11 protein-coding genes are annotated in these 12,194 nt (G+C 67.5%); 1 reads left to right on the top strand and 10 read right to left on the bottom strand.

Annotated elements, in window-relative coordinates:
- Positions 1-57: 57 nt before the first annotated feature.
- Positions 58-963: a LysR family transcriptional regulator gene (locus ACZK4Z_RS18835; protein WP_125895092.1), complete on the bottom strand. Its 906-nt coding sequence runs from the start codon at positions 961-963 to the stop codon at positions 58-60.
- A gap of 115 nt (positions 964-1,078) precedes the next feature.
- On the opposite strand from ACZK4Z_RS18835, the gene ACZK4Z_RS18830 reads away from it, so the two are divergent.
- Positions 1,079-1,852, top strand: coding sequence for an SDR family oxidoreductase (locus ACZK4Z_RS18830; RefSeq protein WP_012512043.1), 774 nt, complete (start codon positions 1,079-1,081; stop codon positions 1,850-1,852).
- 269 nt (positions 1,853-2,121) lie between these two features.
- On the opposite strand, the gene leuB is transcribed toward ACZK4Z_RS18830, so the two are convergent.
- From leuB to ilvC, 9 genes are all read right to left on the bottom strand, one after another.
- A complete protein-coding gene (gene leuB / locus ACZK4Z_RS18825) occupies positions 2,122-3,183 on the bottom strand; it encodes a 3-isopropylmalate dehydrogenase (RefSeq protein WP_180838222.1) in 1,062 nt (353 codons plus the stop codon).
- Positions 3,173-3,751, bottom strand: a complete 579-nt coding sequence (leuD, locus tag ACZK4Z_RS18820; protein ID WP_125895096.1) for a 3-isopropylmalate dehydratase small subunit — start codon at positions 3,749-3,751, stop codon at positions 3,173-3,175. Before leuD ends, leuB begins: the two co-directional genes overlap by 11 nt.
- Positions 3,751-5,169 carry a 3-isopropylmalate dehydratase large subunit gene (gene leuC / locus ACZK4Z_RS18815; protein WP_125895098.1) on the bottom strand — a complete coding sequence of 473 codons (1,419 nt, stop codon included), beginning with the start codon at positions 5,167-5,169 and terminating at the stop codon, positions 3,751-3,753. The genes leuD and leuC overlap by 1 nt, the downstream gene beginning before the upstream one ends.
- A gap of 60 nt (positions 5,170-5,229) precedes the next feature.
- Positions 5,230-6,009 carry a class I SAM-dependent methyltransferase gene (locus tag ACZK4Z_RS18810; protein WP_125895100.1) on the bottom strand — a complete coding sequence of 260 codons (780 nt, stop codon included), beginning with the start codon at positions 6,007-6,009 and terminating at the stop codon, positions 5,230-5,232.
- A gap of 10 nt (positions 6,010-6,019) precedes the next feature.
- A complete protein-coding gene (locus tag ACZK4Z_RS18805; protein ID WP_032130450.1) occupies positions 6,020-7,606 on the bottom strand; it encodes a 2-isopropylmalate synthase in 1,587 nt (528 codons plus the stop codon).
- Positions 7,603-8,694 carry a threonine dehydratase gene (locus tag ACZK4Z_RS18800; protein ID WP_032130451.1) on the bottom strand — a complete coding sequence of 364 codons (1,092 nt, stop codon included), beginning with the start codon at positions 8,692-8,694 and terminating at the stop codon, positions 7,603-7,605. The genes ACZK4Z_RS18805 and ACZK4Z_RS18800 overlap by 4 nt, the downstream gene beginning before the upstream one ends.
- 96 nt (positions 8,695-8,790) lie before the next feature.
- Entirely contained in the window at positions 8,791-9,042 is a 252-nt protein-coding gene (locus tag ACZK4Z_RS18795) for an ACT domain-containing protein (RefSeq protein ID WP_014038403.1), read from the bottom strand.
- A complete protein-coding gene (gene ilvG, locus ACZK4Z_RS18790; protein ID WP_478450984.1) occupies positions 9,026-10,762 on the bottom strand; it encodes an acetolactate synthase 2 catalytic subunit in 1,737 nt (578 codons plus the stop codon). Before ilvG ends, ACZK4Z_RS18795 begins: the two co-directional genes overlap by 17 nt.
- A gap of 39 nt (positions 10,763-10,801) precedes the next feature.
- Positions 10,802-11,776 (bottom strand): ketol-acid reductoisomerase, encoded by a 975-nt coding sequence (gene ilvC, locus ACZK4Z_RS18785; protein ID WP_032130453.1) that lies wholly within the window; start codon positions 11,774-11,776, stop codon positions 10,802-10,804.
- Between the last annotated feature and the right edge of the window lie 418 nt (positions 11,777-12,194).

Here is a 12,194-nt window from a genome sequence, read left to right as displayed (position 1 = left end):
CCACGCATGGCGTGGATCTACTGATCTGCGTGGCGTGCATCTACGCATGGCGTGGATCTACTGCAGCTGCAGGCCGTTCCGCAGCACTGGCAGCAGCCATTCGATGAACACCTGCACGCGTTGCGCGCGGTGTTGCCGGTGCGGCTGCAACAGGGTCACCGGCAGCGGTTGCGCCACGTGCTGTGGCATCACTTCCACCAGCGCACCGGATTGCAGTTCGGCCTGCACGTCGTAGCGCGGAATCTGCAGCAGGCCGAGCCCCGCCACGCAGCACGCGATCGAGGCCTCGGCGCTGTTTACCCGTACCCAGCCAGGCATCGGCAGCGTGCGCAGCTGGCCACCGTCCTGCCATTCCCACGGTTCCACCCGCGCCGTGGTCGGCGATGCGTAGTTCACCGCGCGGTGCTGCTGTAGATCAGCGGGATGCTGCGGCACTCCGTGCTCACTCAGGTAACTGGGCGCGGCAACGTTGACGAAGTCGAGCTGGCCCAGCGTGCGTGCCACCAGGCTGGAGTCGCCCAGGTGGCCAACCCGCAGCACGGCATCGCAACCGTCCTCGATCAGGTTCACCGCGCGATCGGTCATGCCCAGGTCCAGTTCCACCTGCGGGTAGCGCGCAAAGAAATCCGGCAGGGCGGGGGCGATGATGCGTCGGCCGATGCGGCTGGGCACGTCGATCTTCAGTAGGCCAATCGGCTGCGCATCATCCTGGCGGAACAACGATTCAGCGTCTTCGACTTCGGCGATCAGGCGCAGGCAGCGCGCATGGAACACGTCGCCGTCGTGGGTGGTGGAGACCCGTCGTGTGGAGCGCTGCAGCAGGCGGGTGCCGAGCCGCTGCTCCAGCTCTGCAATGGCTGCCGAGACGGTGGAGCGGGGCAGGCCGAGCTGGTCGGCGGCGCGGGTGAAGCTGGCGCTCTCCACCACCCGGGTGAAGATACGGAAGCGATCGATCCGGTCCATTGTTCGCTGACTCTGGAAAGTTAAGTCAATATAGCGGGCTTTATCCGGATTTTCTGCACGATATCGTCATCAGGGCAGGTTGCCATCCCGGGCAGCCCCTCCCCGAGACCAAGCCATGACTGACCATTCCCTCAAGGGCAAGACCGTGCTGATCGCTGGCGGTGCCAAGAACCTGGGCGGGCTGCTGGCCCGCGACTTTGCCAGCCAGGGCGCCAAGGCCATCGTCATCCACTACAACAGTGCCGCCACCCAGGCCGATGCAGAGGCGACCGTCGCCGCCGTGCAGGCCGCTGGCAGCAAGGCGGTGGCGCTGCAGGGCGACCTGACTTCGGCCGCAGCGATGGAGCGCTTGTTCGCCGATGCCGTGGCTGCAGTCGGCCGGCCGGACATCGCCATCAATACCGTCGGCAAAGTGCTGAAGAAGCCGATGCTGGAGATCAGCGAAGCCGAGTACGACGAGATGAGCGCGGTCAATGCGAAGTCCGCGTTCTTCTTCCTCAAGGAAGCCGGTCGAAACGTCAATGACGGCGGCCGCATCTGCACCCTGGTCACCTCGTTGCTGGGCGCATTCACGCCGTTCTATTCCAGCTATGCCGGTACCAAGGCGCCGGTCGAGCACTTCACCCGTGCGGCGTCGAAGGAGTTCGGCGAACGCGGCATCTCGGTGACTGCGATCGGGCCTGGCCCGATGGACACGCCGTTCTTCTATCCGGCCGAGAGTGCCGATGCGCAGGCGTATCACAAGACCGCGGCGGCACTGTCGGCATTCACCCGCACTGGCCTGACCGACATCGCCGACATCGTGCCGTGGATCCGCTTCCTGGTCACCGATGGCTGGTGGATGACTGGGCAGACGATCCTGGTCAATGGTGGGTATACCACCAAGTAAAGCAGCCACGCATGGCGTGGCCCTACTGCGGTGGTGGGTGCCGACCTTGGCTGGTACGGATGGCTGCATCCACGCATGGCGTGGATCTACTGCGGTGGTGGGTGCCGACCTTGGTTGGCACGGATGGCTGCATCCACGCATGGCGTGGATCTACTGCACGGGGTTCGAACCATCCACGCATGGCGTGGATCTACAGTAGAGCCACCCCATGGGTGGCTGCGCACAATGTCCAAAGGGAGGGGCGCCACGCATGGCGTGGCGCTATCGGATCAGTTGAGCTTCGCCAGCACCGCATCTGTCGCAGCGGCGGTACTCACCGCCTGGCCCTTGGCGGCCAGGTCGGCAGTGAACACACCATCATCCAGCACGGCGTGCACCGCCGCTTCCACCGCAGCGGCTTCCGCTTCCAGCCCCAGCGAATGGCGCAGCAGCATCGCCGCGCTGAAGATCGTTGCGTATGGGTTGGCGATGCCCTTGCCGGCGATGTCCGGCGCCGAACCATGGATCGGCTCGTAGATGCCGACTGCGCCCGGCTCACCCAGCGAGGCCGACGGCAGCAGGCCCAGCGAGCCGGCCAGCATCGACGCCTCGTCGGTGAGGATGTCGCCGAACATGTTCTCGGTGACGATCACGTCGTACTCGCGCGGCTTGGCCAGCAGGTGCATCGCCATGGAATCAACCAGCTGGTGCTCCAGCGCTACATCCGGGAACTCCTCGCGGCCGATGCGCGCGGCCACGTCACGCCACAGGCGCGAGGTTTCCAGCACATTGGCCTTGTCCACCGAGGTGACCTTGCCGCGACGCTGTTGCGCCAGACGGAACGCACTGCGCAGCACGCGCTCGATCTCGGCTACGGTGTAGCGGCACAGATCGCTGGCGCTGTCGGCGTCGCGGGTCTTGTCGCCGAAGTAAATGCCGCCGGTCAGCTCGCGCACCACCACGAAGTCCACCCCCTGCAGCAGCTCGGCCTTGATCGGCGAGGCGTGCAGGGCGGCTTCATGGGTACGCACCGGGCGCAGGTTGGCATACAGGCCCAGCGCCTTGCGGATCGCCAGCAGGCCCTGCTCCGGGCGCACCTTGGCATTCGGGTCGGACCACTTCGGGCCGCCGACTGCACCCAGCAGTACGGCGTTGGCGGCCTGGCAGGCGGTCAACGTAGAGGCGGGCAGTGGCTCGCCATGGCGATCGATGGCGACGCCACCGATGTCGTGCTCGCTGAAGGTGAAGGTGTGGTTGAAGCGTTCGGCGACGGCCTTCAGGACGGCGACTGCCGCGGCGGCCACTTCCGGGCCAATGCCATCACCGGGCAGGACAACAATTTCAGCGTGCATGCTCACTCTCGTAGCGTTCGATTTCAGGGACACGGCCCAACAGATACCCCAACTGGTCGACACCTTCCAGCAGGCAGGTCTGCGAGAAGCCATCCAGCGGGAAGGAATAGACGCGACCATCTGGCGTGCGCAGTTCGCGCGCGGCCACGTCGATGGTCAGCTCGTCGTCCGGGCGCTGCATCAGCGCCTGCACATCGGCCTCGTCCAGCACGATCGGCAGCAGGCCGTTCTTCAGCGAGTTGCCGCGGAAGATGTCGGCGATCTCGCTGCTGACGATGGCACGCAGGCCGAGGTCGGTCAGCGCCCATGGTGCATGCTCGCGCGAGGAACCGCAGCCGAAGTTGCGGCCCGCCAGCAGGATGCTGCGGCCGGCGTTGTGTGGCTGGTTGAAGGCGAAGTCAGCCACCGGGGAACCGTCGGCCTGCCAGCGCCAGTCATTGAACGCGTTGCGGCCGAGGCCGGCGCGCTCGGTGGTGGACAGGAACCGTGCGGGAATGATCTGGTCGGTATCGATGTTGGTCTGGCGCAGCACCACGCTGGCCGAGGTCAGGGTACGGAATCCGCTCATCACGCCACCTCCTGTGCGAACAGTTCGCGGGTATCGGCAACGTGCCCGTTCACTGCGGCCCATGCCGCGCTCATTGGCGAGGCCAACAGCGTGCGCGAACCGGGGCCCTGGCGGCCTTCGAAATTGCGGTTGCTGGTGCTCACGGCCAGCTGGCCGGGCGCGACCAGATCGCCGTTCATGGCGATGCACATCGAGCAGCCCGGCTCGCGCCACTCAGCACCGGCCGCGCGCACGATCTCATGGATGCCTTCAGCCTCGGCCTCGCGCTTGACGATTTCCGAGCCCGGCACCACCAGCATGCGCACCCGCTCGGCAACCCGGCGGCCGCGCAGCACCTGCGCCACCTCGCGCATGTCACTCAGGCGGCCGTTGGTGCATGAGCCGACGAACACCACGTCCACCGGAGTTCCTGCCAGCGCCTTGCCGGCCTGGAAATGCATGTAGTCCAGGCCTTTCTGTGCGGCGGCATCGTTGGCCGCCGGAATCGGCGCATCCACTGCGATCGCGGTGCCCGGATGGGTGCCCCAGGTCAGGGTCGGGCGGATGTCGGCAGCGTCGATGTGCACTTCGCTGTCGAAATGCGCGCCGTCATCGCTGCGCAGCTGCTGCCAGCGTGCCACGGCGGCGTCGAAGTCGGCGCCCTTGGGGCCGCGCGGGGTCGCGGCGACGAAGTCGAAGGTGACCTGGTCCGGCGCCACCATGCCGGCACGTGCACCGGCCTCGATCGACATGTTGCACAGGGTCATGCGCTGTTCCATGTCCATCGCTTCGATGGTGCTGCCACGGAACTCGATCACGTGGCCGGTGCCACCATTGACGCCGATCACGCCGATGATGTGCAGGACCACGTCCTTGGCGCCAACGCCGGGTGCCAGCGGCCCATCAACGGTGATCGCGAAGGTCTTCGCCTTGCGCTGCAGCAGGCATTGCGTGGCCAGCACGTGGCCGACCTCGCTGGTACCGATGCCGAACGCCAGCGAACCGAACGCACCATGGGTGGAGGTGTGACTGTCGCCGCAGACGATGGTCATGCCGGGCTGGGTGAAGCCCTGCTCGGGCGCGATCACGTGGACGATGCCGCGGTTGTCCGAAGCCATGTCGAACAGCTCGATGCCGTGCTCTGCGCAGTTGCGTGCCAGCGTGGCCACCTGTGCCTCGGAGGCGGCGCTGGCGTAAGGCAGCGTGCCGTCGGCACGCACAGGCAGGGTCGGCGTGGAGTGGTCCATCGTCGCCTTGGTGCGATCCGGGCGGCGCGGCGACAGGCCGCGCTCGCGCAGCTCGGTGAATGCCTGCGGCGAGGTCACCTCGTGGATCAGGTGCAGGTCGATGTACAGCACGGCGGGCGCGCTGTCGGATTCGGGAACCACCACGTGGGCGTCCCACAGTTTGTCGTACAGGGTGCGGGGTGCGGAAGTCATGCGTGTGCCTGGCAGAAGTACGAAGGTGCGGACATCAGGAAAGATAGCGAAAAGGTCGAGTCAGCGGCGACGGGCAAGCACCCGCAGCCGCACGTAGTCGGCCAGCGGCTGACCGCCGGCGTTGCGCGGCAGCTCGGCCAGCAGAACGGTGGCGGCCTCGCGCACGGTGGCGCGTGCCTCGGCTGGCAGGTCATCCAGCAGCGGTGTGGCGAATACCCGCAGCCAGCCGGCCACGCCGGTCGGCAGTGCGGTCGGTCGCGGCGTGCACTCGATCAGCTGCACCTGGAAGCCATGCTGGCGCAGGCGGTCGGCGTAGGCATCGGCAGTGGGGAAGTACCACTGGAATGCGCTGGCGCCGTGGCCATGGGCCACGCGTGCGGCCTGCACCGCGGCAATGATCGTGGCCACGTTGCCATGCCCGCCGAACTCGGCAACGAAGCGGCCGCCCGGGCGCAGGGCGCGGCGCACGCCTTCCATCACCCGGTCGGGGTTGCCCATCCAATGCAGCGCTGCGTTGCTGAATACCGCATCGAACTCACTGTCGAACGACAGCGCGTGGCCATCCATCACCTGCGCATCGACGCCGCGCGCACGCGCGGCGATCACCAGCTCCGGCGAGGCATCCACGCCGTGGATGTGTGCGCCGCTGAGCGCCAGCTCAGTGCTGAGCACGCCATCGCCACAGCCCAGGTCGAGGATGCGTTCACCGGCGCGCGGGTCGAGCAGGCGCGATACCGCGCCGCCGAGCAGCGGCACGAAGCCGGCGTCGATCGCATAATCCTGGGCGTTCCACTGCTGGCCAGCGGCGCTGGTCGGGGTGGGGGTGTCGAAGGCGCTCATGGCGGGGTCCTCAGGCGGTGGCGGGGGTGGCAACGTCGGTGTTGCTGTGGGCGGCAGCCTGGCGCTGGCGCAGCAGGCGGTTGGCAACATCCAGCCAGGCCAGTGCGGAGGCTTCGATGATGTCCTTGCTGGTGCCGGTGCCGTCGTACTCCACGCCCTCGTGGCGTACGCTCAGATTGGCTTCGCCGCGCGCATCGGCGCCGATGCCGACGCTGTGCACGTGGTAGCTGTCCAGCATCAGCTGCACGCCGGTAGCGGCCGACAGCGCGCCGAACAGCGCATCGACCGGGCCATCGCCCTGCGCGGTCTCGGCCACGCGGTTGCCGTCCGGGTCGGACAATTCCACCAGCGCATTGGCGCGGCTGCCGACGTCGCTGATGGTCATCGACGCCAGGCGATAGCCCTGCGCGTTGGAGCCGCCCTGCATCAGCGTCTGCAGGTCGGCATCGGTGACTACGCGCTGCTGTTCGCACAGGCCCTTGAACTGCTCGAATACCAGCTTCAGTTCGTCTTCGTCCAGCCAGAAGCCCAGCGCACGCAGGCGCGCTTCGACGGCGGCGCGGCCACTGTGGCGGCCCAGCACCATCTGCGAATCCTCCCAGCCCACGTCTTCCGGACGCATGATTTCGTAGGTGCCGCGATGACGCAGCATGCCGTGCTGGTGGATGCCCGATTCGTGGGCGAAGGCATTGGCACCGACGATGGCCTTGTTGCGCTGTACCGGCATGCCGACCAGGCGCTGCAGCAGCTGTGAGGTGCCGACGATGCGCGGGGTGTTGATCGAGCTGTCCTGTTCGTAGAAGGCCTGGCGCACCTTCAGCACCATCGCGATCTCTTCCAGCGAGCAGTTGCCGGCGCGCTCGCCGATGCCGTTGATGGTGCACTCGACCTGGCGTGCACCGCCTTCGATGGCGGCCAGCGAGTTGGCCACGGCCAGGCCCAGGTCGTTGTGGCAGTGCGCGCTGAAGATCACATTGGCGGCATTCGGCACGTCGGCGACGCCGGCGATGACCTGCTGGAACATCGCGCGGATCTCTTCCGGCGTGGTGAAGCCGACGGTGTCGGGCAGGTTGATGGTGGTGGCGCCGGCAGCGATGGCCACGCGCGCGACTTCGATCAGGTAGTCCAGCTCGGTGCGGGTGGCATCCTCGGCCGAGAATTCGACATCGTCGATATAGGACCGGGCCAGCGATACGTGCTTGCGTACCGACTCCAGTACCTGCTCGCGGGTCATCCGCAGCTTGTGCTCGCGGTGCAGCGGGCTGGTCGACAGGAACACGTGCAGGCGCGGGTTGGCAGCGGCCTCCAGCGCACGTGCGGAGGTTTCGATGTCGGCCTGCAGGCAGCGCGACAGCACCGCCAGGGTCAGGCTCGGGCGGCGCAGTTCGCGGCCGATCAGTGCCATCGCCTCACGGTCGGACTGCGAGCTGGCCGGGAAGCCGGTCTCGATGATGTCCACGCCCAGTTCGTCCAGCGCACGCGCCATCACCAGCTTCTGCGGCGGGCTCATGCTGCAGCCGGGGGACTGCTCGCCGTCACGCAGGGTGGTGTCGAAGATGCGGATGCGCGGGGTGGTAATTCGTTCGATGGTGGTCACAGGGAAATCTCCTCGACAGCGGGTGCGACGGCTTGCAGGGGGGAAGGGGAAGAGGTGGGGGAAGCGATGGCGCTGGCCTTGGCGGGCGAGCGCGGTGTTTCGCTGCGCCGTCGCCGTGGTTTGCGTGGTGGGCGCGGGCGGATGTCGGTGAGCAGGCCGGCGAGGACGCCGGCATCGATGTTGCCGCCGGAGACCACCGCGCACTTGCGGCGGCCGGCGACGCGGCGGCCGGCGGCCAGCGCCAGCGCACCGGCACCCTCGGCGATGATGTGTTCTTCCAGTGCCAGGCGGACCAGGGTTTCGCGCAGTTCGGCTTCGCGCACGATCACCACGTCGTCCAGCAGCGAGGTGCACAGGCGGCGGGTCAGGAAGCCGGGAATCTTCACCCGCACGCCGTCGGCCAGCGAAGCAACGGGGGCGATCTCGCGCACGTCACCGCGGATCGCGCGGGCCATCGAATCGACGCCTTCCACCTGCGCGCCAACGACGCGGACGCCCTGCGATTTCAGTGCCAACGCAACGCCGGAGGCCAGCCCGCCGCCGCCGATCGGCACGATCACCACGTCCGGCGCGTGTGCGGCCAGCTCGATGCCGACCGTGCCCTGGCCGGCGATCACATCGGCATCGTCGAACGCGGACAGGAAGCGGTAGCCGTGGCGTTGTGCCAGTTCGACCGCGAAGGCGTAGGCCTCGTCATAGCTGGTGCCGTGCTGGCGCACGGTCGCGCCCCAGTGGGCGACGCCGGCGATCTTGGTGGCCGGTGCGCCGTGCGGCATCACGGTGATGGCCGGCACGTCCAGGCGGTAGGCCGCCCACGCCACGCCCTGGGCATGGTTGCCGGCCGAGGCGCAGATCACCGGCCGGGTGTCGCCGCGCTCGCGGCCGGCCAGCAGCGCGTTCAATGCACCGCGTACCTTGTAGGAGCCGGTGCGCTGCAGGTTTTCCAGTTTCAGCCAGGTGCCGAAGCGCTCGGCATGGTGCAGCGGGGTGGGCGGCAGGAAGCGGCGCAGACGAGCCTGCGCCGCCAGTACGTCGGCGACGCTTACGTCGCCGACATCGCTTTCCTGGCTGGTGTCAGCGGCCGGCATGGGCCACCAGCGCAGTGCAGAAGACCGCCGCATGCGGGCGCGGGCGGCGAAGAAGACGCCTCCGTACCGGCACCGTGGTCGCTACGGTACGGGTGTTCATACGGATGCTCCTTCCACGGCGGTGACCTGCACGGACACGCAGTCGTAGATCTTCTCGATCTGCCGGCACAGCGTTTCCGCCGGACGCTGGCCATCCACCACCAGCTGCAGGTGCCAGCGGCCATCGTCGGCGGCCACCGGCGCACCACTGATCGCACGCGGCGCGAAGCCACGGCGTTCGGCCATGCCGATCACGCGCAGCAGCGCGCCTTCGGCCGGGTGCAGCACCAGGTCAAGCCGGTATTGCATTGGGGGTCTCCTGGCGGGCGTGGGCGGGATTGCTTTCCAGCATCGTGCTGTTGGCGGTGTTCGGCGGCACCAGCGGCCACACGTTGGCGCGTGCATCGATGGCCACGTGCAGCAGCGCCGGGCCTGGTTCGGCCAGCAGTGCGGCCAGGCCGCCCTCCACGTCGTCGCGGTTGTCGATGCGGGTGGCGGCGATGCCGAACACCTGCGCCAGTGCCACGAAGTCCGGGTTGTCGGACAGGTCGATCTCGCTGTAACGCTCGGCGAAGAACAGCTCCTGCCACTGCCGCACCATGCCCAGCGAACTGTTGTCCAGCAGCACGATCTTCACCGGCAGGCGGCAACGCGCGATGGTGGCCAGCTCCTGCACGTTCATCATGAAGCTGCCGTCGCCGGAGACCAGCACCACGGTGCGATCGGGGCAGGCGAACTGCGCACCCATCGCGGCCGGGAGGCCAAAGCCCATGGTGCCCAGCGCGCCACTGGTCAGATGATTGCGCGGGTGGTTGAAACGGCAGTGCTGGGCGACCCACATCTGGTGCTGGCCGACATCGCAGGCGATCACTGCATCGGCCGGTGCCAGCTCGCTCAGGCGCTTCAGCAGCGCCGGGGCGTAGATATGCTGGCCGGGGGCGTCGTAACGCGCAGCGAAACGATCACGATGCTGTGCACAGCGCTTGCGCCATGCGTCCTGGTGGGCCTTGGGGGAGGGGAAGGCCGCACGCAGGGCGCGGATGGCATGGCCGACGTTGCCGGGCACGGCGACGTCGGCGCTGCGCAGCTTGGAGATCTCGTAGGCGTCGGCGTCGATGTGGACGACGCGGGCGAACGGTGCAAACTCGGCCAGCTTGCCGGTGGCACGGTCATCGAAGCGCGCACCCAGCACCAGCAGCAGGTCGCTTTCCTGCACCGCCATGTTGGCCGCGCGGGTGCCGTGCATGCCCAGCATGCCCAGCGACTGCGGATGGTGGGCCGGCAGTGCACCCAGGCCGCGCAGGGTCATTACGGTGGGGATGGCACTGGCCTCGACGAAGTCGCGCAGGTCCTGCACGGCATCGCCCAGGGCGATGCCACCACCTGTGTAGACCACCGGCTTCTCGGCCGCCGCCAGCGCGGCGATGGCCTCGGCGATGGCGGCCTCGGCCGGCGCCGGCGGCGGTTCGACGCTGCTGGGCACATGCGCCGGCAGATGGCTGGCATCGGCCAGCTGCACATCCTTGGGCAGGTCGATCAGCACCGGGCCTGGGCGACCCTCACGGGCAATGCGGAACGCATCGGCCACCACGCGCGGCAGGTCATCGACGCTGCGCACCAGCCAGCTGTGCTTGACGATCGGCATCGTCAGGCCGAACACATCCAGTTCCTGGAAGGCGTCGGTGCCCAGCAGCGGCGTGCCGACCTGACCGGTGATGCAGACCATCGGTACCGAATCCAGCATCGCATCGGCAATGCCGGTGACCAGGTTGGAGGCGCCCGGGCCGGAGGTGGCCACGCAGACACCCACCTGGTTGCTGGCGCGGGCAAAACCGTTGGCGGCCAGCGCCGCGCCCTGCTCATGGCGTACCAGGATGTGCTTCAGCGACGAATCCACCAGCGCGTCGTAGAACGGCATGATGGTGCCACCGGGATAGCCGAACAGCGTGCGGACGCCTTCGGCCTCCAGCGCCTGGGTCAGCCAGCGCGCGCCGTTGGGCGGCGCGCTGCGATGTGTCGAAGAGTTCATGGGGGAACCTTGCAAAGCGGGTGGGGGAGGGCCGCGCGGTTACGCGGCCTGTCCTTGCAACCAGACCATCTTGGCGCGCAGTTCCTTGCCTACCTTCTCGATCGGGTGCTCCAGGTCGGCCTGCTTGAACCTGTTGTAGTTCGGCAGGCCCGCTTCGTACTCGGCCACCCAGTTCTTGGTGAAGGTGCCGTCCTGGATGTCCTTCAGCACTTCCTTCATGCGCGCCTTGGTGCCGGCGTCGATCACCCGCGGGCCGCTGACGTAGTCGCCGTACTGCGCGGTCTCGGAGATGAACTCCAGCATGCGCGAGATGCCGCCTTCGTAGAACAGGTCCACGATCAGCTTCAGTTCGTGCAGCACTTCGTAATAGGCGATCTCCGGCTGGTAACCGGCTTCGACCAGGGTTTCGAAACCGGCCTGCACCAGTGCCGAGGCACCGCCGCACAGCACCGCCTGCTCGCCGAACAGATCGGTCTCGGTCTCTTCCTTGAAGGTGGTCTGGATCAGGTTGGCGCGAGCGCCGCCGAGGCCGGCCGCATAGGCCTGCGCGTGCTGCGCAGCCTTGCCGCTGACATCCTGGTAGACCGCCCAGATGCACGGTACGCCGCGCCCGATCTCATACTCACGACGCACCAGCGCACCCGGGCCCTTCGGCGCAACCAGCACCACGTCCAGGTCGGCGCGCGGCTCGATCATGCCGTAGTGCACGTTCAGGCCATGCGCGAACAGCAGGCAGGCGCCCTGCTTCATGTTCGGCGCCAGCACGTCGTTGTAGAGCTTCTTCTGCACCATGTCCGGGGTCAGCACGGCGACCAGGTCGGCGTCTTTCACCGCTTCAGCGGGCGCGATCACGGTGAAGCCATCGGCCTGCGCCTTGGCTTCGGTCGGGCCGCCCGGACGCAGGCCTACCACCACATCGAAGCCGGATTCACGCAGGTTCAGCGCGTGGGCGCGGCCCTGGCTGCCGTAGCCGATGACGGCGATCTTGGTCTGGGGCAGGTCGTTGGTGCTCATGGGGGAGGTTCCTTGCGGTGGGAAGAAAAAAGAACGGCCGGTCGTCGAGGTGACGTGCCGGCCGGTCAGGGGAAAGCGGTGGAGGAGGCGCCGCGCGTTGCACAGGCACAGCCACCACGAGGCGTCGCGGTGGTGCAGGTCCGGGTTGTGCGATCGGCGTTGTGCATGGTGGTTGCGTCTGAAACCAGGTCCTGAAATGAAAAAACCCGCACCGGGGCGGGTGCGGGTTTTTGAAGAGTTCCGGTGTGTTTGTTGCTTACACGCTGGCTCGTCCCGCACCTGTTGGTTGGGTAATAAGTACGAGCACAAGAATCGAACGCAGCGAAGCGGCGCCGATATCGGCGGCTTCGATGTGGGTTCGCGGTGGCGTGTTGTGATGCAACATGTGATCGAGAGAAACACAGCCGTTTCGGCGCTG

It is taken from the genome of Stenotrophomonas sp. 71799_Sma (genome assembly GCF_056482505.1).
Note: the sequence above shows the minus strand (reverse complement) of the source record. Positions and strands in the feature narration are given on the sequence as shown.